The sequence below is a fragment of the Jejuibacter sp. L23 genome (assembly GCF_050815825.1).
Taxonomy (GTDB): Bacteria; Pseudomonadota; Gammaproteobacteria; order Enterobacterales; family Enterobacteriaceae; genus Jejubacter; species Jejubacter calystegiae.
Map to the genome: position 1 here is coordinate 1,693,169 of NZ_CP138199.1, position 23,422 is coordinate 1,716,590.

The window sequence follows — 23,422 nt, forward strand, 5'->3', positions numbered from 1 at the left end:
GCACGATTATCTGGTCGGATGAGTAGTAAATTTTCAGCCGGCGCGGTATTATTTTCCTCAGTTACCATTTCGTTTTTATACGGGCGTTCCGCCCGGCCAGCTCATTGAGGAGGGAAAATGGCGCTGTATAAACGTTATCCCGTGTGGAAAATTCTGTTGCGACGTACCCTGGCGGTGCTTGTTGGATTGCTGGCGCTGCCTGCAATGCTGTTGTGGAAAGATCGCGCCCGCTTCTATAGCTGGCTGCATCGCTACTGGTCGAAGACCAGCGACAAGCCGGTATGGATGGAGCAGGCGGAACTGGCTGCTCACGATTTTTATTAATCATTAACGTCAGCCGGTGGCTGTATGGGCGTACGGGTTTTATCATCAATGTGTTTCTTATGTTGAGCTTAACCGCCGCGGTAGCGGCAACTCACGCCACGGGCGACCGGTTGCTTTGCGTAACGCGCTGGCCAGCGCAGGTGCCACAACGGCGGTAGAGGCCTCGCCACATCCCTGAGGCGGACGATCGCTTTCCAGAATAACCACCTCAATCTCCGGCATTTCATGCAGTTGCAGCAGTCCGTAATCATCAAAATTGCTTTCTACCACGCCGCCCTGTTCAAAGTGCAGATGGCTGTACCAGGCGCCGGTCAGCGCAAAGCCGATTCCCCCCTCAATATTGCAGCGGATCAGGTTGGGATTAATGACTTTTCCGCAGTCGATACCGCACACCGCTCGCGTGACCTGGTAGTCGCTGCCGTTAACCGCAATTTCCAGCGCCAGTGCCACATAGCTGACGAAAGCCTCGTCGCGCGCCACCCAGATATTAACCGCCAGACCGCGATAGTGGTTGTCCGGCAGCGGCGTCGACCAGTTGGCTGCGTCTGCCGTGGCTTTCAGGACGCGTTGCATCTCTGGCGCCTCATGCAACAGGTTGTAGCGATACTGATATTCATCAATGCCCGCTTTATCACTCAGTTCGCTGATAAAACTTTCCAGGCAGAACAGGCTGGCGACACTGCCAACGCCGCGCAAAAAACTCAGTGAGATGGGCTGTGGTACCAGGGTATTTTCCACCCGCAGCTCGGGAATGGAGTAGCGAGTGTTGTACAGGCACTCCACCATGGTTTCATCCCAGCCGCCGAGCTCTTCCACCCGGTGCTGATGCAGCTGGGCGAACAGGCCGTGCCCCACGCAGTGGGCGCGTAGCGCCTGGGGGTAGCCATCCGGCTTCAGGACCGCCTGGTAGTGAGCCAGTTCGCCGGGGCGGTAATAGCCGTGGCGAATATCGATAGCCCGGGGATAGATCACCTTTACCGGTTTTCCGGTCGCCTTCGAGGCCGTCGCTGCATGCATCACGGCATCGGGCAGATATTTCCGTCCGTAGCTGCCGCCGAGTAGGGTATTATTCAGCGTGACATCTTCCGGTTTCAGACCAAACATTTTTGCCAGCACGATACGCGTCAGATCCTGTCCCTGAAACGGCCCCCATACCGTGATCCGATCCGATTCAACCAGGCTGGTACCGTTACAGGGCTCCAGGGTGGCATGGGTGACATATTCGGTTTGATAGCGCGCCTCGTGGTAGCATGCGCTCGCTCTGGCCGCAGCAATAGCGCCAGGCGCATCGCCGCGGTCAGTGGCGATAATCGGTTGATTACGGTTCAGCGCCCGCTGGTTATCCTCATTCAGGGTCTGGCTGGAAAAGTTGTCTTTTTCGCTGTAGATCCACGCCACATCCAGCTTTTCGGCCGCTTTTTTCGCCTGCCAGAAGCTTTTCGCCACCACCAGTACGGTGTTGGGGGAGAGGTCCGGATCCCGTTTTACCATATTCATGGTCGACCAGTGACGGCTGAGTATCAGATCCACCACGCCGGGCATGGCGCGAATCTCAGTTTCGTTGCGCAGGGCGCCTACTTTGCCGTTGAGCGAAGGGCCCATCCAGGGCACGGCTGTTAGCATCTCCGGGAGCGCGATGTCGATACCGAAGAGTGCCGATCCGTCCACTTTTTCTGGCGTATCGACTCGGGAAAGGGCGGTACCGATCATACCGGTCTGCTGCTCTTCACTGCGGTTTTTCAAATGAGGTCGGGGATTTAGCGTCAGTTCCCGGGTCAGTGGAATCAGTTGCCCGTAAGTGACCCGACGCCGGTGCGCGTCGTCCAGCACCTCAGCCTTATGGGTACGCAGCGTGGCGGCATCGACCTGCCAGTAACGCGCCGCAGCGCGAATAAACAGATCGCGAGCCTGGGCGCCAGCCAGTCGGGTACGCTCCCAGAACTGGGTCATAGAGGTTGATGCGGCGACAAACTGCTGAGGAAAAGGCTCTCCGCCGGAAGATTGCCGGTAGGCGTCACGGCCGGTGACGAAACGGACGCTAACCTGCTCCCAGTCGGCATCCATTTCAGCGGCGACCACGCTGGCAAGACCGGTATAGATGCCCTGGCCGACCTCACACTGAGAGACGCCGATAACGACCTGATTATCGGGGCTAACCCAGATCCAGTCGTTGATTTCGTTCAGTTCAGGCGGCGTGGCAGCCTGAGAAACCACGGCGGCCCGGGCGCCGATGCCAATGGGCAGCAGTAGCGACAGGGTACCGGCGGCGCCGTATTTCAGCAGTTCGCGACGGGTAAGGGCCATCTTATACCTCCGGTTCCTGAGTCAGACGCTTAACCGCAGCGCGAATGCGGTGATAGGTGGCACAGCGGCACAGGTTGCTAATCTGGCGGATGAGCTGCTGTTCTGTTGGTCGCGGTTTCTGGGCCAGAGCGGCGCTGACGGCCATAATCATGCCAGACTGGCAGTAACCGCACTGCGGAACGTCTTCGTCAATCCACGCCTGCTGCACCGGATGACGGCGTTCCGCCCCCAGTCCTTCGATGGTGACCACGTGGCAGCCTTCCACCAGGCGTAACGGATAGCAGCACGATCGTACCGCCTTGCCATCTACCTGCACGGTACAGGCTCCGCAGGCGCCAATACCGCAGCCGAACTTGCTGCCGGTAAGCCGGAAATGTTCCCGAATCACCCATAACAGTGGTGTATCGGTTTCACCCTGGAAGTTAACGGCGTTTCCATTCAGAATAAATTTCATGCTGACCTCACTGATGATCCCTGGCCCGTTGTGTCCTGCGCCACAGCCATCCGCCGGTAATCAGGATGACCAGTGCGACGATGCCCCCTGTCAGCCAGGGGAGCGCACGCAGCAGCAGCGGTTTTTCTCCGCCTGCACGCTGTTGGGCAACAAAGGCGGCGCTGACCGGTTGCGCCTGGTCGCCCTGGCCGAAGCGGGTGCGGACGTAGTTGGTTAAATCGGCGATCTGCTGGTCATTCAGCTTGTGACCAAAAGCAGGCATAACGCTTTCCGCCTGACCGTTCTGGCGTCGGGTGCCTTCCAGAATGGTCATCACCAGATTATCCGGTCGGTTGGCGCCGCTGGTGGTGTTATGGCGCAGCGTCGGGAAGCGACCCTCCATGGATCCTGCACCGTCATCGCGGTGGCAGATGGTGCAGGCGCTCCTCCACAGCGTTTCACCAGCCCGGCTGCTTGCGCTAAGGGGGGCATCGGCGTTACCGGCGTAGCGCCAGGCGGCTTGCCGGTCCCGGGCATCGTGTTGGGCCGGGATCAGGCGCAGATAGCTCACCATCGCCCGCAGGTCGTCGTCATTAAGCCAGCGCAGGCTGTAGCTGACGGCTTCCGCCATTCCTCCGGAGGCGCTGCCTTTGCCGGGGGCGTGGCCGTGGCGCAGGTAGTTCATAAGTTCGTCGTCGCGCCAGTCGCCGATGCCGCTGATGGGGTCCGCCGTGATATTGGGCGCGTGCCAGCCGGCCACGCTGGCGCCGGAGAAGCGATGGTCGCTGACTTCACCCTGTAGCGCGTCACGCGGTGAATGACAGGCGGAGCAGTGGCCCAGCACTTCGACCAGGTAATAGCCGCGCTTTTGTTCTGGCGTGACGACAGGGGCGATGGGGACAGGGACTTTCAGGTAGCGCTGATTCCATATCCACATCACGCCACGCCAGTTGAAGGGAAAGTCCAGCCGGGTTTCGGGGGCAGAGTGCTCTACCGGCGCAACGCCGTAACGAAAGTAGATCCACAGCGCATGGAGGTCGGATTCAGACATCCCGCTATAAGCGCTGTATGGCATGGCGGGCCAGAGCAGGGCGCCGTCCCGACGGCGGCCTTCGGTGAGCGCCTGACGGAATTCGGCTTCGCTCCATGCGCCAATGCCGTAGCGTATGGAAGGCGTGATATTGGTAGAGAAGATGGCGCCCATCGGTGTTGCTATCGCCAGCCCGCCGCTGTATGGGGCTGCGCCGGGTTCACTGCCCCGGTGGCATCCGGCACAGTCGGCGGCTTTTGCCAGGTATTCGCCGTGTATCAGCGCTTGCTTATCTTCACGGGAAAGCTCTGCCCGGACAGATAGCGTGACGGCGAGCAGGAGCAGGCAGGTCAGCAACTTAGCCTTTCTTCTCATCGCTGGTCTCCGCAGTACGGAACTCCTCGGGTACGGCCTGGCCGTAGATAAGCGTCAGTGCATTGCCTTTGATGGCGCCGAGCACCCGATAGAAGGTGTCGAGATCGTCCGCCGGAATCTCTGCCAGCAGCTGCTGGCGTACGCGTTCGGCTTCCCTGTCGAGTCGGGCCAGAACAGCGCGGCCGTCTGATGTCAAACAGACGCCTTTTTCCCGGCGATCCTTGCCGCCGCTACTGCGAACGATCAGCTGATTCTGTTCCAGAAACTTCAGAGCCCGGGAGATGGTGGAGACTTCGCTATTCAGATGACCGACGATGGCTTTCAAATTGCAGCCGTCGCCCAGTTCTTCAATGGCACTCAGCGCCAGCCAGTGCGGTCGGTTGATATGGGTAAAGGGGAGTGCACGCTCAATGGCGGTACGCCACAGGCGGGTGGTGACATCCAGATGAATCCCCAGCGGGAAGGCCCTTGCCTGCTGCTGCTTTGCCATAACGCCTCTCATCGACTTAATAATTTGTTTGCACATGCAAACAAATTTATCGACGCCGGACAAGATAAAGGTTGCGATTTTGTGAACGTAATGGCAAAAGCGGGTTAACGAACGGCCTGACATGGGCTGGCTACACTTAACGGTATCCTCACCTGGGAGAAGGGATGGATCACATCATGTTAATCGGCGTGGATGACGAGTCATATGACGTTCGGCTACCCGGGCTGCATTTTATTTGCCTGAGCCCGGATCGGTTACAGCAACAGGCAGACTCCCTGTGCGGTTTTATCAGCGCCAGCACAGCGGAGGCAGAGCAGATCGCTGCTCAGATTCCCTGGCTTCCGGCGGTAGCCCAGACGGCGGTGGGGGAGCACTTTTGCCGACGAGTGCTGGCGTTATCTGAACTTAATCAGCTGCAGGCCGCGGGAACCGGCAGTGGTGCGTTAACCGCATTCCATCGCCGCTACAAGCTGTTATTACTGGCGCACTCTCAGCCGCTGTATCGTGAAATCGGCCCCTTTGTGGCCGGATTCAGCCGCTGGCGCGATCCACAGGCGTTTTTTGTGGAGTATCGCAAGCGACTCATGGCGCTACTGGCCCAACCTGCGAGCCGGGGCGATCATACCAATGCCCTGATGCATATGCAGGGCTATTTTAGGGGAAAGTTAGACGCGACGCAGCGTCAGGCGCTGACGCAACAGATTCTGGATTATCGGGAAGGGAGACGCTCGCTTGCCGAGCCTGTGGCGCTCATTCAACAGTATCTGGCGCTTTCCCCGGATGAGTATCTGGCGCAGCAGCGTTATCTGCAGCCGCTGCCCCCGGCGCTGGCTCAGTTGAGTGGAGGGCGGCCATGACGACCCGGCTGGTCTGGTTTCGCCGCGACTTGCGTATTCACGATAATCCGGCGCTAAAGGCGGCCTGCCGCGGGGATGGCGCACGCGTTATTGCGCTCTATCTTGCGACGCCGCAACAGTGGGAGCAGCATTCCATGGCACCACGCCAGGCCTGGTTTATCCGCCAGCATGTCGCGGCGTTAGGGCGTTCGCTGGCGGAACTCGGTATTCCGCTCCAGGTTGCCGTGGTGCCGGACTACCGCGCCAGCGTTGACTGGATTGATGCGTTCTGTCAGCGGCACCGGGTGACGGAGCTGTTCTATCACTACCAGTACGAACTGGATGAGCGACGGCGTGATGCGGTACTGGAGCGGGCGCTGGATGGCAAAGTGACGTGTCAGGGTTTTGATGACGGCGTACTGCTGGCGCCTGGCAGCGTCACCACCGGGAGCGGTACGTCATATCAGGTCTTTACCCCATTTAGCCGGGCGGTGATTCGTCGTCTGAGCCAGGCGCTGCCCGAATGCGTGGCGCCGCCATCGGCCTGCGGTACGCCGTTGAGGGCGCCGGATATCCCGGATTTTGACTATCCCGAACAGAGGGTATCGGAGGCGGACTTTCCCGTTGGAGAGGTGGCTGCACAGGCGCGGCTGGCGGCGTTTTGCCATCAGCCTGCGGCAGAATATGATGCGCAGCGCGACTTTCCGGCGCGACCGGGCACCAGTCGTCTTTCGCCCTGGCTTACCGTGGGGGCGCTGTCGCCACGTCAGTGTCTGGTGCAGCTCCTTGAAAACCACCCCGATGCGCTGACAGGGGGCCCGGGCGCCGTCTGGCTCAAAGAACTCATCTGGCGGGATTTTTATCGCCAGGTGATGGTGGCGCGCCCGGAGATGAGTCGCTACCAGCCGCTGATTCCCTGGACGGCGGCGATTGACTGGCGTGACGATCCGCAGGGATTCCAGGCCTGGTGTGAAGGGAGAACCGGCTTTCCGATTGTGGATGCCGCGATGCGCCAGCTCAACGCCACAGGCTGGATGCATAACCGCCTGCGTATGATTGCGGCAAGTTTTCTGATAAAGGATTTGCGTATCGACTGGCGCCAGGGAGAACGCTATTTTATGTCTCAGTTGATCGACGGCGACCTGGCCTCTAATAATGGCGGATGGCAGTGGGCGGCCTCTACGGGATGCGATGCTCAGCCGTGGTTTCGTATTTTTAATCCTACGACCCAGGGGCAGAAGTTTGATCGCGGCGGCGCATTTGTTCGCCACTGGCTACCGGCGCTCGACGCCGTGCCCGGCAGCGCGCTGCATGCGCCCTGGGAATGGGCGGATAAGCAAGGAATGGTACTGGATTATCCCCGCCCGCTCGTTGATCATAAGCAGGCGCGCGAGACGACCCTCGCTGCGTATCAGGCAGCCCGCAACAAGGAGTCATCACGATGAAAAATTTTGAACTGGAAACGCTGATTAATGAGAAGCTGAACAGCGCTGCCTTCAGCGACTATGCGCCGAATGGTCTGCAGGTCGAAGGGCGCGACGAGGTGAAAAAAGTGATCACCGGCGTTACCGCCAGCCAGGCGTTGCTTGATGAAGCCGTGCGCCAGCAGGCGGACGCGGTGATCGTACACCACGGCTACTTCTGGAAAAATGAAAACCCGGTGATTCGCGGCATGAAGCGTAACCGGCTGAAAACCCTGCTGGCTAACGATATCAACCTTTATGGCTGGCACCTGCCGCTGGACGCACACCCGGAGCTGGGTAACAACGTGCAGCTTGCGGCGCTGTTGGGCATTGAGGTGAAAGGTGAAATCGAACCTCTGGTGCCGTGGGGGGAGCTGAATATGACCGTTCCCGGGCTGGAGCTGGCCTCCTGGCTGGAAGCCAGACTCGGCCGTAAGCCGCTGTGGTGCGGTGATACCGGGCCGGAAAAAATTCAGCGCGTGGCCTGGTGCACCGGCGGCGGTCAGGGCTTTATTGATGCCGCTGCCCGCTTTGGTGTGGATGCGTTTATTACCGGCGAAGTATCCGAACAGACCATCCATTCTGCCCGTGAACAGGGGCTGCACTTCTATGCGGCTGGCCACCACGCCACCGAACGCGGCGGCGTGCGAGCTCTGGGTGACTGGCTGTCGGCCAATACCGACCTCGACGTGACTTTCGTCGATATTCCTAACCCTGCCTGAGTTCTGCAAGAGAGGGAAATGTGCAAAGAGCGCGCTGTTATCTGTTAGGGGAGTGTGCGGCGGTTCTGGAACTGGAGCCGCCGGTCTCCCTGGAAAGTCAAAAGCGAATCTGGAGCCTGGCGCAGCGCCTGGCGACGATGCCGGAGGTGACTGAAGCCATCCCTGGCATGAATAACATCACCGTTATCCTGCGCGATCCCCAGACTATGGTGCTGGATGCTCTCGAACGTTTACAGCGCTGGTGGGAAGAGAGCGAAGCGCTGGAGCCCACGCCGAATCGAATAGAGATTCCGGTTATCTATGGCGGCGAATTTGGGCCGGATCTCCCCTGGGTCGCCAGCCAGGCAGGCCTGACGGAGTCTCAGACCGTGGAGATGCACGCCTCGGTGGATTATGTGGTCTGGTTTCTGGGCTTTCAGCCAGGGTTCCCCTATCTGGGGGGGCTGTCGGAGGCGCTGGCGGTACCGCGTCGGGCCGACCCCCGACTGGAGGTGCCCGCCGGTTCAGTAGGCATTGGCGGCGGCCATACCGGTATCTATCCACTGGCAACGCCGGGGGGCTGGCAGCTGATTGGCCGGACCTCCCTGAGGCTGTTTGATCCTAAGCGCGAGTCGCCAGCGCTGCTGAGCCCTGGTGACTACGTGCGCTTTGTGCCACAGAAGGAGGGCGTGTGCTAAAGATTATTCGTGCCGGGATGCAGACCACGGTGCAGGATACCGGGCGTTTCGGTTACCGGCTGGCCGGGGTTAGCCGCAGCGGAGCGCTGGATACGCCATCGATGATTATCGCCAATGCGCTGGTGGGCAATTCCCGTGATGCAGCTGGTCTGGAGGTCACGCTCGGCAATTGCGTGATTGAGTTTCGCGGCGCCGGCTGGTTTGCGTTAACCGGCGCTGACTGCGATGCCGTACTGGATGGCCACCCGGTCTGGACCGGTTGGCGGCTGCCGTACCATAACGGCCAGCGTCTGGAGCTGAAATTGCCGCGCCATGGCATGCGTAGCTATCTGGCGGTGGCGGGGGGGCTGAAAGTGCCCGAGGTGATGGGATCACGCAGCACCGATCTGAAAGGAGGCTTCGGTGGTTTTAAGGGGCGCCAGCTGGCGGATGGTGATGCGATTGCCATTGGCGATGCGCGCCATGAATTCCATGACTCTGCCGGGGTAAAGCAACTGCTGTGGGGCAACCGAATTCGGGCGCTGCCTGGGCCTGAGTACCATGAGTTCAGCGAACAGTCCCGTGATGATTTCTGGCGTCTGCCCTGGCATTTGAGCCCACAGAGCAACCGCATGGGCTATCGCCTCCAGGGACAGGTACTGGCGCGAACCGAACAGCGGGAGCTGCTATCGCACGGATTGCTACCTGGCGTGATCCAGGTTCCGCATAATGGGCAACCGATCGTACTGATGAACGACGCTCAGACCACGGGGGGCTATCCGCGTATCGCTGCGATCATTGAAGCCGATCTGTACCACCTGGCGCAGATCCGTCTGGGGGAACCCATCCATTTTGTACAGTGTACGCTGGAAGAGGCGCTGAAAGCGCGCCATGACCAGCGGCTTTATCTGGATCAACTCGCATGGCGCCTGCAGCAGGAGGCAGACGCGCAGTAGCGGGGCAGGGAGTTTGTTATGCCTGAAGGGCCGGAGATCCGTCGTGCGGCGGATCGGCTGGAACATGCCGTTCTTGGCGAACCGCTGACGGAAGTCTGGTTCGCCTTTCCTCACCTTAAGCCGTTTGAATCTATTCTGACCGGTCAGCGCATCGAGCGTATCGAAACGCGCGGTAAGGCGATGCTGACCCATTTTTCCAACCTACTGACGCTCTATTCGCACAACCAGCTCTATGGCGTCTGGCGGGTAGCCGAAGCGGGAGCTCTCCCGCAGGAGAGTAAACGCAGTCTGCGGGTACGGTTGGCAACGAGCAGACGGGCAATACTGCTGTACAGCGCTTCGGATATCGAGATCCTCGATGAGGCGGGGCTGGCGCGTCACCCGTTCTTATTACGGGTCGGGCCGGACGTGCTGGATATGACGTTGACCCTGGAGCAGGTGAAGGCCAGGCTGCTGTCAAAGCCGTTTTGCCGCCGTCAGTTGAGCGGGCTGCTGCTGGATCAGGCGTTTCTGGCCGGTCTGGGAAACTATCTGAGGGTCGAGATTCTGTGGCAGGTGCGGCTGGCTCCGCAGCACCGCCCGGTCGATCTCACGGATAGCCAGTTGACCGAACTGGCTCAGGCCTGTCTGGCGATACCGCGCCTGTCGTACCAGACCCGGGGACGGGAGGATGAAAATCGACACCACGGCGCCACCTTCCGGTTTCGGGTGTTTCACCGCGACGGTGAGCCCTGTGAACGCTGCGGCAACCTGATTGAGCGCGGAATGCTCTCATCGCGGCCTTTTTACTGGTGTCCACACTGTCAGCGCTGAACGTCAGCCATAAAAAAACGCCGGGGGCGCTTTTCTACTGTATTTGATAGCGTACCGGCTGCCTGAGCTTTTTGATAAGACCGCTCTCTGTTGCCCGTTTTAACCAGTCATTGATCTGCGATTTATGCAGCCCGGTGTGTTCCACCAGATAATCAACCGTTACAGGGGTTGCGGCAAGCCGGTACAGTTCGGTTATGAACAACTGGTAGAAATCAATCTGCTGCGATAATGGCTTCTCGTCGGTCTGTTCATGGCGGCTTTCCGCCATCCCGCCAGCGAAGATTTCAGGCTGTTCGTGCAGGGAAAAGAGATCGATCTGTCTTTCTTCTTTCTTACCGGTTGGGGTATTTTCGAACAGGCTGGACAGCATCAGACGCTGGATATCTGATTCACACCAGTGACCTCCCTGAGCAACAAGCTCTGTATTGGCGGTAGTATCATCAGAGGTGGGTTTTACCCATAAGGGGACCCAGCCTTTTTTCAGATTCTCTTGCGCGCCGTTTAGCGTGCCCCCTTTTTTACCGGCGTGAATCACCAAAGAACTGTCCGCCAGGCAGTAGATATATTTATTGCGAGCCATGGCGTTACCGGCATTAAATCCATCTTCGGGATAAAAAGGCGATATCAGAACCAGATTGCCGCTCATCAACCCGTTGCGCCATTTCACACTGGTCGCTGCTTTTAACAGGCCGTCGGACAGCACCCCAATCACAATCCCCCCCTGATGCATCGCCCCCGACATTGCCGATTCATCAACGCCGCGGGCCCCCCCTGACACGATAGCGGTATCTTCGGCTGCGGCTTTGGTGCCCACTAGTTCGGCAAAAGAGAGATCGGCAATACTGGCATTTCGGGAACCGATCACCGCCAGCCCCCCGGCGTTTAACAGAGCCTTATTGCCACATCCAAACAGTACCGGCGGCGAGTCTGTTTTGAGCCGCTGTTTTAAGCGCCCGGGATATTCAGGATCGGAACGGGTAACAATCCAAAGACCGGCCCTTTGCCATTTTTCTATAGCCAGTGCCAGGCTGTGTCCCCGGCTCAATAATCGCAATATTCGATCCGCACCGATCCGGGGATCGTGCCAACTGGTGAGCAATGCTTTTGGTTCAGAGAGCAGTAAATCGGCGGGCGTCGTCGACTTTTCTTTCAACCACAAGGCAAACCGGCCCCACTCGGTATTCGAAAGCGGGCGGGTATCTTCACTACCTGACGTAGAAAAATAGCTGGTCAGTAGTAATGTCGCCTGGGCTGTGGGGGATAAATTCATGCGTTTTTCACCGAAAATGAGCAAGGGCAGTGGGATACACAACGCCGCTGCCTGCCTGTTGCAATAACGCTGAGATAACGACGAGCGTCCAGCCGGAATCGATAATATCATCGATCAGTAAAACAGGTGTTTCAGGTAAGTTCTGGCTAACCGCAAAGGCGCCATCCAGATTTCTGCATTGATGGAAGCGATTTTGCTGGTTTTTCTGCGGCTGATTGTCTTTGATTTTGCTGATAGCATCAACAAAAGGGAGTCCTAAACGGGCGGCCAATCGCCGGGCAAAATCAGGTACCAGGTCCGGATACTGACGTGATGGTACGCAGCACACCCACTGTGGGGCGGGATTGGGCAGCCAGCGCTGTTGGATCATTTCAGCCATCGCTTCTACCAGCTCCTCACCAAAGTATCTGGCGCGTTTATGCTGTGCGACGATTCGCCCCCAGCCGGCATCCCCCCAGCGGGATAATACCCTGCCTTCCTGAGCCCGTAATGATTGCGGTAAGTTACCTTTAAAACCATATTCCACAAAGGCTCCGGCAGCAACCTGGGCTTTGGGCTCTATGACCATTTCAGCACGCTTTAAAAATGTGCCAGCCTGATGAACCAGGTTGGATTCAAGAGACTGATTGATAACGGGTTTCCCCATACAGCTTGAACATTTTCCGCAAGGCGTTGGATTCGGGTCGTCCAGGGCATGGCGTAGAAAGGCCATTTTGCAGTTCGCATCGGTCAGGTAGTTTTGCACTTCCGCCCACTCCACAGCCCGTTGCTGGATGAGATGCCTGATACGGGCATGATCCATTTGATAATGTACCGGCGTCCTTACCCAGCGACGGTGGTCCTTGAGAACGGGGGCAGGGTTCTCTACGCTTAACAGCTTCAGCACCTTTTCGATCTGACTAAAACTCAGGTTAGTTTGTGCTTCAATTTCGCGGAGGGTCAGTCCGTCACTCTCTTCCAGTGCATGAAGAATATCATTCACCTGCTCCTGTGATGGAAACGCAGACTCTCTGAAAAACTCATGGATATCCCGATCTTCCACACCCGACATCAAAATACCGATCGCACGATCGATACCTCGCCCCGCACGTCCCACCTGTTGGTAGTATGCGATGATAGAGCCGGGCGCCTGGTAGTGAATGACAAAACTTAAGTCCGGTTTGTCATAGCCCATGCCCAAAGCCGTGGTTGCGACTAAAACCTTTATCTGATTGTTGAGCAGCAACTCTTCAAGATGCTGGCGATAAATACTGCTATTTTCGAAGCCTGCGGCCTCAATGCTGCCATGATAGGCACGGGCATTAATCCCCCGACTATTTAACCAGTCAGCAACCTGCTCCGTATCACGGACCGTTAATGTGTAGACAATACCTGTCCCGGGGAGAGCCGGAATCACCTGGGCCAGCCATGCCAGACGTGATGCCTGATCGGGAAGTATCAGTGTCTGTAGTGCAAGGCTTTCGCGAGACAGCGAGCCCCGTTGGATAGCGATATCACCGAGTTGCGTTTTGATATCATCCAGCACTCTGTTGTTGGCGGTCGCCGTTGTCCCGAGCACTGGAGTCCCCGGTGGCATCTGGCGCAGGATGCTGACAATTCGCCGGTAATCAGGGCGGAAATCATGTCCCCAGTCGGAAATGCAGTGGGCTTCGTCGATGACCATCAGCGCGATGCGGTCAGCGATAGGGTGTAATACCGTTTCAATAAAGGTGTCGTTCGCCAGACGTTCAGGGGAAATCAGCAGACAGTCGATTTGATTATCCCGCATACGTTGGGTTACGGCCTGCCAGTCTGCGGTATTCGCGGAGTTCATCGTCTCCGCTACAATGCCCAGACGGGCCGCGGATTCGATCTGGTTGCGCATTAGCGCCAGTAGGGGAGAGATAATAATCGTGGGGCCGAGTCCCCTGTCACGAAAGATTTTGGTACTAATAAAATACACCGAACTTTTCCCCCAGCCGGTGCGTTGCACCACCAATAGCTTGTGATTCCGGTTGACTAAGGCATCGATCGCCTCCCACTGACCATCACGAAATTGGGCATTTGGGTCTGCCAGTGCGGTCTGAAGTAGTTGCTGCGCCTGATTTTTGTCCATGATCGCTCCCTGATATACCGATGCGTTCGCACTCCTGTTGCACATATGGGTTATCTAAAAACGGTGGTTTAGCAGCAGGCACCTTCGCTTAAAAAGGAATAACCCGCAATATGTCATGGCGTCGAGATGTCTGTTTTGCGAACCGGATCGAGGGGGTCTGGATGTGGGGATATCGGGGTTAATAAAAACGGAGAGGCCCTTCGGCGCTCTCCATTAATTTTTTGGTGTCCGGACGTCAGATTATCGCTTGATGTCGGATTTAAAGTCGCGGCTCTGGTAGCCGGTGTACAGCTGGCGGGGACGGGCGATTTTGATGCCGTCGTCGTGCATCTCGCTCCAGTGCGCGATCCAGCCGATGGTACGTGCCATGGCGAAGATAACGGTGAACATGGAAGAAGGGATGCCCATCGCCTTCAGGATGATACCGGAGTAGAAGTCGACGTTGGGGTACAGCTTACGCTCGATGAAGTAGGGGTCGTTCAGCGCAATGTGCTCCAGCTCCATGGCGACTTCCAGCAGGTCGTCCTTCATGCCCAGTTCGTTGAGCACTTCGTGGCAGGTTTCACGCATCACGGTGGCGCGTGGGTCGTAGTTTTTATATACCCGGTGACCAAAGCCCATCAGACGGAAGGAGTCGTTTTTGTCCTTGGCGCGACGTACGAATTCCGGAATGTGCTCTTTGGAGTTGATCTCTTCCAGCATCTTCAGACAGGCTTCGTTGGCGCCGCCGTGCGCCGGTCCCCACAGCGAGGCGATACCCGCCGCGATACAGGCAAAGGGGTTCGCGCCGGAAGAGCCTGCGGTACGCACCGTCGAGGTCGAGGCGTTCTGCTCGTGATCCGCATGCAGGATCAGGATCCTGTCCATGGCGCGCTCCAGTACCGGATTCACCTTGTACTCTTCACAGGGAGTGGAGAACATCATGTGGAGGAAGTTGCCGGCGTAGGAGAGGTCATTACGGGGATAAACAAAGGGTTGGCCGATGGAGTACTTGTAACACATCGCGGCCATGGTCGGCATTTTAGATAGTAGTCGGAACGCGGCGATTTCACGATGGCGCGGAATATTTACGTCCATGGCATCGTGATAGAAGGCCGCCAGCGCGCCGGTGACGCCGCACATCACCGCCATTGGGTGAGAGTCACGGCGGAAGCCGTGGAACAGACGGGTGATCTGTTCGTGAATCATAGTGTGACGGGTGACGATGGTTTTAAACTCGTCATACTCTGCCTGGGTCGGTTTTTCGCCGTAAAGCAGGATGTAGCACACTTCCAGGTAGTTGGATTCGGTCGCCAGTTGGTCGATCGGGTAGCCGCGATGCAGAAGAATGCCTTCATCGCCGTCGATAAAAGTGATTTTGGATTCGCAGGATGCGGTGGAGGTAAAGCCGGGATCAAAAGTGAATACACCTTTGGAACCAATGGTACGGACGTCAATAACATCCTGACCGAGCGTGCCTTGTAGCACGTCCAGCTCAACAGCTTCACCATTATAGGTGAGGGTAGCTTTCTTATCAGCCATTTGCGGTCTCCTTAGCGCCTTATTTTGACAGAACTGCCGGCGTCTGATTTCGGTTTCATACAGCTATTTTACATGTTGCCAGTTTGTTGTGTGGTGCGCAGCTCTGTATCGGTGGAGGAAACCAGGGGACAGAGCACCAGGAGGCTAGCGGGCAACCATAGGGTACAGATGAAACTACAATAAATCAGTGTGTTAGCAATTCATATACTTAATACCTGGTACCACTAATACCGGGCCAGATGACTTCGGTCAATAGCGAACACTGTTACATAACTTGTATGCGTGTGAAAGAGTGGCTCCATAACTTTTACGAATTATACGGCCTTTCTCACACATGGATGTAACAATATTGTTTAATATTTGTCAAATTAGATGATGTGAATTTAAGTTATTGTTAAAATCGTGATGCGGATCACTGTTCGGGGCAAAACGTGCCAAAGATTATGTGTGTTAATTGTAATGATAATGTGAACGGCCTATACTGCCGCCAGGTCTCCGGAACACTCTGCTATCCCGAGCCACCCAGCGTAGTAACCCGTCGATTTAACATCTGGACGCAGTTGTTTTGCATGACGCAGAGTTATAGAAAATGAGCGCTGTCTGACCCGCCTGCAGAAATCCGGAGGATAGGAAACAATAAGAACAGCATGTGGGCAAAACCGTGAAAAAACAAAGACCTGTTAATCTGGATCTGACTACGATCCGGTTTCCCGTAACGGCTATAGCCTCCATCCTCCACCGCGTTTCCGGCGTGATCACCTTTGTGGCCGTCGGTATCCTGCTCTGGTTGTTGGGGTTGTCGCTATCCTCGCCCGAAGGCTTCCTGGTTGCCTCCTCAATCATGGATAGCTTCATCGTCAAGTTCATTATGTGGGGCATCCTCACCGCACTGGCTTACCACGTTGTCGTTGGTATCCGCCACATGCTGATGGATTTTGGCTGGCTGGAAGAGACCCTGGAAGCGGGCGTTAGCTCCGCGCGAGTCTCCTTCATCATCACCGTCGTGCTTTCAATTCTTGCAGGAGTCCTCGTATGGTAAGCAACGCTTCCGCATTGGGTCGCAATGGGGTACATGACTTTTTGCTGGTACGTGCTACCGCCATCGTAATCGCCCTTTACATCATCTACATGATCGGTTTCTTCGCCACCAGCGGTGAGCTGACCTGGGAATCCTGGACCGCCTTCTTCGGCAGCGGATTTACCAAAGTCTTTACTCTTCTGGCGCTGTTCTCGGTATTGATCCATGCCTGGATTGGCATGTGGCAGGTACTGACCGACTACGTTAAACCCGTGGCACTGCGTCTGGTGCTGCAGCTGGCCATCGTTGTGGCGCTGCTGGTTTACGTCATTTATGGATTCGTTGTGGTGTGGGGTGTGTGATGAAATTGCCAGTCAGAGAGTTTGATGCTGTTGTTATTGGCGCAGGCGGCGCAGGTATGCGCGCGGCGCTACAGATTTCGCAAAGCGGGCAGACCTGCGCCCTGCTGTCGAAAGTGTTTCCTACCCGTTCCCATACTGTTTCCGCCCAGGGGGGCATCACCGTCGCCCTTGGTAACTCCCATGAAGATAACTGGGAGTGGCACATGTACGACACGGTAAAAGGCTCCGACTATATCGGTGACCAGGACGCCATTGAATATATGTGTAAGACCGGCCCGGAAGCGATTCTGGAGCTCGAACATATGGGACTGCCGTTTTCACGCCTGGATGATGGACGCATCTACCAGCGCCCGTTCGGCGGCCAGTCGAAAGACTTCGGCGGTGAGCAGGCGGCCCGTACCGCGGCGGCCGCTGACCGTACCGGCCATGCGTTGCTGCATACCCTGTATCAGCAGAACCTGAAGAACCACACCACCATCTTCTCCGAATGGTATGCCCTGGATCTGGTCAAGAACCAGGACGGCGCAGTCGTAGGCTGTACCGCTCTGTGCCTGGAAACCGGCGAAGTGGTTTACTTTAAAGCCCGCGCCACCGTACTGGCTACCGGCGGCGCAGGTCGTATCTATCAGTCCACCACCAACGCGCATATCAATACGGGCGACGGCGTGGGCATGGCTATCCGCGCCGGGGTACCGGTTCAGGATATGGAAATGTGGCAGTTCCACCCAACGGGCATTGCCGGCGCCGGTGTTCTGGTGACCGAAGGCTGCCGCGGCGAAGGCGGCTACCTGCTGAACAAGCACGGCGAACGCTTTATGGAGCGTTACGCACCCAATGCGAAAGACCTGGCGGGTCGTGACGTGGTGGCGCGCTCCATCATGATCGAAATCCGCGAAGGTCGCGGCTGCGATGGTCCGTGGGGCCCGCACGCCAAACTGAAACTCGACCACCTGGGTAAAGAGGTTCTTGAATCCCGCCTGCCGGGTATCCTGGAGCTGTCCCGTACCTTCGCCCACGTTGACCCTGTTAAAGAGCCGATTCCGGTTATCCCAACCTGCCACTACATGATGGGCGGTATTCCGACCAAAGTCACCGGCCAGGCGTTGACGGTGAACGAGAAGGGCGAAGACGTGGTGATTCCTGGTCTGTTCGCCGTAGGTGAAATTGCCTGCGTATCGGTCCACGGTGCTAACCGCCTGGGCGGTAACTCGCTGCTTGACCTGGTGGTCTTCGGTCGTGCTGCGGGTGTGCATCTGCACGAATCCATTGAAGAGCAGGGCGCCCTGCGCGACGCCAGCGACTCCGACGTGGAAGGTTCGCTGGAACGTCTTAACCGCTGGAACAGCACCCGCAGCGGTGAGGATCCGGTTCAGATCCGTAAGGCGCTGCAGGCCTGCATGCAGCATAACTTCTCGGTGTTCCGCGAAGGGGATGCGATGGCTAAAGGGCTGGCCGAGCTTAAAGAGATTCGCGAGCGTCTGAAAAATGCCCGTCTGGATGATACCTCCAGCGAATTTAACACCCAGCGCATGGAGTGCCTGGAGCTGGATAACCTGATGGAAACGGCTTACGCCACCGCACATTCGGCCAACTTCCGTACCGAGAGCCGCGGCGCCCATAGCCGCTTCGACTATCCGGATCGCGATGATGAAAACTGGCTGTGTCACTCCTTGTACCAGCCGCAGAATGAGACCATGACGCGCCGTAAGGTCAACATGGAACCCAAACTGCGTCCGGCATTCCCGCCGAAAATACGTACCTATTAATCGCGGAGGCAAGGTGATGAAACTCGAATTTTCTATCTATCGTTACAACCCGGACGTTGACGATGCGCCGCGTATGCAGGAGTTCACTCTTGAGGCGGAAGAAGGGCGCGACATGATGCTGCTGGATGCGCTAATTCAGCTGAAAGAGAAGGATCCGACCCTGTCATTCCGTCGTTCCTGCCGTGAAGGGGTCTGCGGCTCCGATGGCGTGAACATGAATGGTAAGAATGGTCTGGCCTGTATCACGCCAATTTCGGCGCTGGGCAATGGAAAACAGAAAATTGTGATCCGACCGCTACCTGGATTGCCGGTTATTCGGGATCTGGTGGTAGACATGGGGCAGTTCTACGCTCAATATGAGAAGATTAAGCCTTACTTGTTGAATAATGGAACAAATCCACCTGCCAGGGAGCATTTACAGAGCCCCGATCAGCGTGAAAAACTGGATGGGTTGTATGAGTGCATTTTGTGCGCCTGCTGCTCGACCTCCTGTCCGTCTTTCTGGTGGAATCCGGACAAATTTATCGGCCCGGCAGGCCTGTTGGCCGCGTATCGCTTCCTGATCGACAGCCGCGATACGGAAACCGATAACCGTCTGGAAGGACTGAGCGATGCTTTCAGCGTATTCCGCTGTCACAGCATTATGAACTGCGTCAGCGTATGTCCTAAGGGACTGAACCCGACGCGTGCCATTGGCCATATTAAGTCCATGTTGTTACAGCGCAGCGCTTGACGGTTTCTACCGGGGGCTAGTGCCCCCGGTAGTTCAGGAAGCCTTTAAAAACTGCCACGTAGACAGTTTTTAAAGGTTCCTTCGCGAGCCAGGTTTCAAGCTCGCAGAGAGGGATCGCGGGTCACGCGTGTGAGAGCGCGCGTAGTAGTTATCCACGGCGAAATAAGCAAAATATTGCTTAAGGGATCACGATGCAGAAAGGCGCGATGAAGCCCTGGCTGGACTCCTCCTGGCTGGCGGGCGCAAATCAGTCCTACATAGAGCAACTCTATGAAGACTACTTAACCGATCCTGACTCAGTGGACGTCGCATGGCGTACCATGTTCCAGCAGCTTCCCGGCAGCGGAACCAAACCGGATCAATTTCATTCAAAAACACGTGATTATTTCCGTCGTCTGGCGAAGGATGCCTCACGTTATACCTCCTCCACCTCGATTACCGATCCCGATACCGGCGCCAGGCAGGTCAAGGTTCTCCAGCTGATCAACGCATACCGTTTCCGTGGCCATCAGCAGGCGAACCTTGACCCGCTCGGCCTGTGGAAACAGGACAAGGTGCCGGATCTGGACCCCGCTTTCCACAACCTCACGGACGCCGATTTCCAGGAAAGCTTTAACGTAGGCTCCTTTGCCATCGGCAAAGAGACCATGAAGCTTGGCGATCTGATAGAAGCCCTGCAGCAGACCTACTGCGGCTCTATCGGCGCTGAGTATATGCATATCACCAACACCGAAGAGAAGCGCTGGATTCAGCAGCGTATCGAGTCGGTGGTCGGGCAGCCGAACTTTAGCGAAGAAGAGAAGAAACTTTTCCTGAGCGAACTGACTGCCGCCGAAGGCCTTGAGCGCTACCTCGGCGCCAAATTCCCGGGAGCCAAGCGCTTCTCGCTGGAAGGGGGCGATGCCCTGGTGCCGATGCTGAAGGATATGATTCGTCACGCAGGCAAGAGCGGCACCCGTGAAGTGGTGCTGGGCATGGCGCACCGCGGTCGTCTGAACGTGCTGGTCAACGTGCTGGGTAAAAAGCCCCAGGATCTGTTCGATGAGTTTGCCGGCAAGCATAAAGAGCATCTCGGCACCGGTGACGTGAAGTACCATATGGGCTTCTCTTCCGACGTCGAGACCGAAGGCGGTCTGGTTCACCTGGCGCTGGCCTTTAACCCCTCGCACCTGGAGATCGTCAGCCCGGTGGTGATTGGTTCGGTTCGTGCGCGTCTGGATCGTCTGGACCAGCCTGGCATCAATCAGGTACTGCCGATCACCATCCACGGCGACGCGGCCGTGACCGGTCAGGGCGTGGTTCAGGAGACCCTGAACATGTCCAAGGCTCGCGGTTATGAAGTGGGCGGCACGGTACGCATTGTGATTAACAACCAGGTGGGCTTTACCACCTCGAATCCTGAAGATGCGCGCTCCACCCCGTACTGCACCGACATCGGTAAGATGGTTCAGGCGCCGATTTTCCACGTCAATGCTGACGATCCGGAAGCGGTCGCCTTCGTAACGCGTCTGGCGCTGGATTTCCGTAACACCTTTAAGCGTGACGTCTTTATCGATCTGGTCTGCTATCGCCGCCACGGCCATAACGAAGCCGATGAGCCGAGCGCGACTCAGCCGCTGATGTATCAAAAGATCAAAAAGCACCCGACGCCGCGTAAGATCTACGCCGATCGTCTGGAGCAGCAGAAGATCGCCACCCTGGAAGATGCCACCGAAATGGTCAACGTTTATCGCGATAAGCTGGATGCTGGCGAATGCGTGGTGGACGAGTGGCGTCCGATGAATATGCACTCCTTCACCTGGTCCCCGTATCTGAACCATGAGTGGGACGAAAACTACCCGAGCAAGGTAGAGATGAAGCGTTTGCAGGAGCTGGCTAAGCGCATCAGCAGCGTGCCGGACACCATCGCGATGCAGTCGCGGGTAGCGAAAATCTACAACGACCGTCAGTCCATGGCCAACGGCGATAAGCCGTTCGACTGGGGCGCCGCGGAAAACCTGGCCTACGCCACCCTGGTGGATGAAGGCATTCCGGTACGTATCTCCGGTGAAGATTCCGGTCGCGGGACCTTCTTCCACCGTCATGCGGTCATTCACAATCAGACTAACGGCTCCACCTGGACCCCGCTGGCCCACGTTCACAACGGCCAGGGTGACTTCAAAGTGTGGGATTCGGTGCTGTCGGAAGAGGCGGTTCTGGCCTTTGAATATGGCTATGCCACCGCAGAGCCCCGCACCCTGACTATCTGGGAAGCCCAGTTCGGCGACTTCGCCAACGGCGCCCAGGTGGTGATCGACCAGTTCATCAGCTCCGGCGAGCAGAAATGGGGCCGGATGTGTGGCCTGGTGATGCTGCTGCCTCACGGCTATGAAGGTCAGGGGCCGGAACACTCCTCCGCTCGCCTGGAGCGCTATCTGCAGCTCTGCGCCGAGCAGAACATGCAGGTCTGCGTGCCTTCCACTCCGGCTCAGGTCTACCACATGCTGCGTCGTCAGGCGCTGCGCGGTATGCGCCGCCCGCTGGTGGTGATGTCGCCCAAGTCTCTGCTGCGTCATCCGCTGGCGATTTCGAGCCTGGATGAGCTGGCCAACGGCACCTTCCAGCCGGCTATCGGTGAAATTGACGAGCTGGATCCGAAGGCCGTTAAGCGCGTTGTCTTCTGTTCCGGGAAGGTCTATTACGACCTGCTGGAACAGCGCCGCAAGAACGATCAGAAAGATGTTGCCATCGTGCGCATCGAACAGCTCTATCCGTTCCCGCACCAGGTGGTGCAGGAAGTACTGAAGCCGTTCGCCCACGTACGCGATTTTGTCTGGTGTCAGGAAGAGCCGCTTAACCAGGGCGCCTGGTACTGTAGCCAACACCACTTCCGTGAAGCGATTCCGTCACAGGCCACGCTGCGTTATGCAGGTCGCCCCGCATCGGCATCGCCTGCGGTTGGATATATGTCAGTTCACCAGAAACAACAACAGGATCTGGTCAACGACGCGCTGAACGTCGATTAATTCAAAGGATAAATAATGAGTAGCGTAGATATTCTTGTTCCCGATCTTCCTGAGTCTGTTGCCGACGCCACCGTGGCGACCTGGCACAAGCAGCCGGGGGACAGCGTCCAGCGTGATGAAGTGCTGGTAGAAATTGAAACCGACAAAGTCGTGCTGGAAGTGCCTGCCGTTTCCGACGGGGTGCTGGAAGCCATCCTGGAAGAAGAGGGGGCGACCGTCACCTCTCGTCAGGCGCTGGGACGCCTGCGTGAAGGCGACAGCGGCGGTAAAGAGAGCAACGCCAAAGCGGACACCAAAGAGTCCACCCCGGCTCAGCGTCACTCTGCCTCTCTGGAAGAGCAGAGCAACGATGCGCTCAGCCCGGCGGTTCGCCGTCTGCTGTCGGAGCACAGCCTGGATGCCGCAGCCATTAAAGGGAGCGGTGTTGGCGGTCGTCTGACCAAAGAAGATGTCGAGAAGCACCTGGCCCAGCAGTCCGGCGGCAGCAAAGCGGCCGCAGAACAGCCGGCCGCACAGCCGCAGCTGGGTAACCGCTCCGAGAAGCGCGTGCCGATGACTCGCCTGCGTAAGCGCGTGGCCGAACGTCTGCTGGAAGCCAAAAACTCCACCGCGATGCTGACCACCTTCAACGAAGTGAACATGAAGCCGATCATGACCCTGCGTAAGCAGTACGGCGAAGTCTTCGAGAAGCGTCACGGCGTGCGTCTGGGCTTTATGTCCTTCTATATTAAGGCAGTAGTGGAAGCGCTGAAGCGTTACCCGGAAGTGAATGCTTCCATCGACGGCGAAGACGTGGTTTACCACAACTACTTTGACGTCAGCATCGCTGTTTCCACTCCGCGTGGTCTGGTGACGCCGGTGCTGAAAGATGTCGATCTGCTGGGCATGGCCGATATCGAAAAACGCATTAAAGAGCTGGCGGTGAAAGGGCGTGACGGCAAGCTGACCGTGGACGAACTGACCGGTGGTAACTTCACCATCACCAATGGTGGGGTATTCGGCTCCCTGATGTCCACGCCGATCATCAACCCGCCTCAGAGCGCGATTCTGGGCATGCATGCCATTAAAGAACGCCCGATGGCGGTCAACGGCCAGGTCGAAATCCTGCCGATGATGTATCTGGCGCTCTCCTACGATCACCGTCAGATCGATGGCCGTGAATCCGTAGGCTTCCTGGTCGCAATTAAAGAGATGCTGGAAGATCCGACGCGTCTGCTGCTGGACGTATAAGGGCAAGACGCCCGCCGTAA

20 protein-coding genes are annotated in these 23,422 nt (G+C 57.3%); 13 read left to right on the plus strand and 7 right to left on the minus strand.

Translation table 11 applies throughout. The features are described 5' to 3' along the window. Window positions 1-117: 117 nt before the first annotated feature. Window positions 118-324, plus strand: a complete 207-nt coding sequence (locus SCU88_RS07730; protein WP_138096434.1) for a DUF2517 family protein — start codon at window positions 118-120, stop codon at window positions 322-324. Between the two features lie 57 nt (window positions 325-381). Here the strand turns inward: SCU88_RS07730 and SCU88_RS07735 are convergent, their stop codons facing one another. Genes SCU88_RS07735 through SCU88_RS07750 form a run of 4 tightly spaced genes read right to left on the minus strand, consistent with a single transcriptional unit; the run spans window position 382 to window position 4,956 of the window. After that, entirely contained in the window at window positions 382-2,628 is a 2,247-nt protein-coding gene (locus tag SCU88_RS07735; RefSeq protein ID WP_175339676.1) for a molybdopterin cofactor-binding domain-containing protein, read from the minus strand. Between the two features lies 1 nt (window position 2,629). Beyond that, complete coding sequence (locus tag SCU88_RS07740; protein ID WP_138096436.1) at window positions 2,630-3,082, minus strand: (2Fe-2S)-binding protein; 453 nt, start codon at window positions 3,080-3,082, stop codon at window positions 2,630-2,632. A 7-nt stretch (window positions 3,083-3,089) separates the two neighbouring features. Further along, complete coding sequence (locus SCU88_RS07745; protein ID WP_175339677.1) at window positions 3,090-4,466, minus strand: c-type cytochrome; 1,377 nt, start codon at window positions 4,464-4,466, stop codon at window positions 3,090-3,092. After that, entirely contained in the window at window positions 4,450-4,956 is a 507-nt protein-coding gene (locus SCU88_RS07750; RefSeq protein WP_168198799.1) for a MarR family winged helix-turn-helix transcriptional regulator, read from the minus strand. The genes SCU88_RS07745 and SCU88_RS07750 overlap by 17 nt, the downstream gene beginning before the upstream one ends. A 164-nt stretch (window positions 4,957-5,120) precedes the next feature. Between SCU88_RS07750 and SCU88_RS07755 the strand changes: the two genes are divergently transcribed. Genes SCU88_RS07755 through nei form a run of 6 tightly spaced genes read left to right on the plus strand, consistent with a single transcriptional unit; the run spans window position 5,121 to window position 10,402 of the window. Then, window positions 5,121-5,813 carry a DUF1722 domain-containing protein gene (locus SCU88_RS07755; RefSeq protein WP_175339678.1) on the plus strand — a complete coding sequence of 231 codons (693 nt, stop codon included), beginning with the start codon at window positions 5,121-5,123 and terminating at the stop codon, window positions 5,811-5,813. Then, window positions 5,810-7,237 carry a deoxyribodipyrimidine photo-lyase gene (phrB, locus tag SCU88_RS07760; RefSeq protein WP_175339679.1) on the plus strand — a complete coding sequence of 476 codons (1,428 nt, stop codon included), beginning with the start codon at window positions 5,810-5,812 and terminating at the stop codon, window positions 7,235-7,237. The genes SCU88_RS07755 and phrB overlap by 4 nt, the downstream gene beginning before the upstream one ends. Next, window positions 7,234-7,977 carry a type 2 GTP cyclohydrolase I gene (locus tag SCU88_RS07765; RefSeq protein ID WP_138096440.1) on the plus strand — a complete coding sequence of 248 codons (744 nt, stop codon included), beginning with the start codon at window positions 7,234-7,236 and terminating at the stop codon, window positions 7,975-7,977. Before phrB ends, SCU88_RS07765 begins: the two co-directional genes overlap by 4 nt. Before the next feature lie 20 nt (window positions 7,978-7,997). Beyond that, entirely contained in the window at window positions 7,998-8,654 is a 657-nt protein-coding gene (pxpB, locus tag SCU88_RS07770) for a 5-oxoprolinase subunit PxpB (protein ID WP_175339680.1), read from the plus strand. After that, complete coding sequence (gene pxpC, locus SCU88_RS07775) at window positions 8,648-9,589, plus strand: 5-oxoprolinase subunit PxpC (protein WP_175339681.1); 942 nt, start codon at window positions 8,648-8,650, stop codon at window positions 9,587-9,589. The genes pxpB and pxpC overlap by 7 nt, the downstream gene beginning before the upstream one ends. A gap of 18 nt (window positions 9,590-9,607) precedes the next feature. Then, complete coding sequence (nei, locus tag SCU88_RS07780; RefSeq protein ID WP_175339682.1) at window positions 9,608-10,402, plus strand: endonuclease VIII; 795 nt, start codon at window positions 9,608-9,610, stop codon at window positions 10,400-10,402. Window positions 10,403-10,436: 34 nt separating this feature from the next. Here nei and SCU88_RS07785 read toward each other — a convergent pair whose 3' ends face one another. The 3 genes from SCU88_RS07785 to SCU88_RS07795 form a co-directional block, all read right to left on the minus strand. Continuing rightward, a complete protein-coding gene (locus SCU88_RS07785; RefSeq protein ID WP_175339683.1) occupies window positions 10,437-11,672 on the minus strand; it encodes a DNA-processing protein DprA in 1,236 nt (411 codons plus the stop codon). 7 nt (window positions 11,673-11,679) lie between these two features. Further along, a complete protein-coding gene (locus tag SCU88_RS07790; RefSeq protein ID WP_175339684.1) occupies window positions 11,680-13,767 on the minus strand; it encodes a RecQ family ATP-dependent DNA helicase in 2,088 nt (695 codons plus the stop codon). Window positions 13,768-14,007: 240 nt separating this feature from the next. Next, window positions 14,008-15,288, minus strand: coding sequence for a citrate synthase (locus SCU88_RS07795; protein WP_138096446.1), 1,281 nt, complete (start codon window positions 15,286-15,288; stop codon window positions 14,008-14,010). 649 nt (window positions 15,289-15,937) lie between these two features. On the opposite strand from SCU88_RS07795, the gene sdhC reads away from it, so the two are divergent. From sdhC to odhB, 6 genes are all read left to right on the plus strand, one after another. After that, a complete protein-coding gene (gene sdhC, locus SCU88_RS07800) occupies window positions 15,938-16,327 on the plus strand; it encodes a succinate dehydrogenase cytochrome b556 subunit (protein ID WP_138096447.1) in 390 nt (129 codons plus the stop codon). Continuing rightward, complete coding sequence (gene sdhD / locus SCU88_RS07805; protein ID WP_138096448.1) at window positions 16,321-16,668, plus strand: succinate dehydrogenase membrane anchor subunit; 348 nt, start codon at window positions 16,321-16,323, stop codon at window positions 16,666-16,668. Before sdhC ends, sdhD begins: the two co-directional genes overlap by 7 nt. After that, window positions 16,668-18,434 carry a succinate dehydrogenase flavoprotein subunit gene (gene sdhA, locus SCU88_RS07810; RefSeq protein WP_138096449.1) on the plus strand — a complete coding sequence of 589 codons (1,767 nt, stop codon included), beginning with the start codon at window positions 16,668-16,670 and terminating at the stop codon, window positions 18,432-18,434. The genes sdhD and sdhA overlap by 1 nt, the downstream gene beginning before the upstream one ends. Before the next feature lie 16 nt (window positions 18,435-18,450). Then, window positions 18,451-19,167, plus strand: a complete 717-nt coding sequence (locus SCU88_RS07815; RefSeq protein WP_138096450.1) for a succinate dehydrogenase iron-sulfur subunit — start codon at window positions 18,451-18,453, stop codon at window positions 19,165-19,167. A 191-nt stretch (window positions 19,168-19,358) separates the two neighbouring features. Next, window positions 19,359-22,172: a 2-oxoglutarate dehydrogenase E1 component gene (gene sucA, locus SCU88_RS07820; RefSeq protein WP_138096451.1), complete on the plus strand. Its 2,814-nt coding sequence runs from the start codon at window positions 19,359-19,361 to the stop codon at window positions 22,170-22,172. Window positions 22,173-22,187: 15 nt separating this feature from the next. Next, a complete protein-coding gene (odhB, locus tag SCU88_RS07825) occupies window positions 22,188-23,402 on the plus strand; it encodes a 2-oxoglutarate dehydrogenase complex dihydrolipoyllysine-residue succinyltransferase (protein ID WP_138096452.1) in 1,215 nt (404 codons plus the stop codon). The last annotated feature ends 20 nt before the right edge of the window (window positions 23,403-23,422 follow it).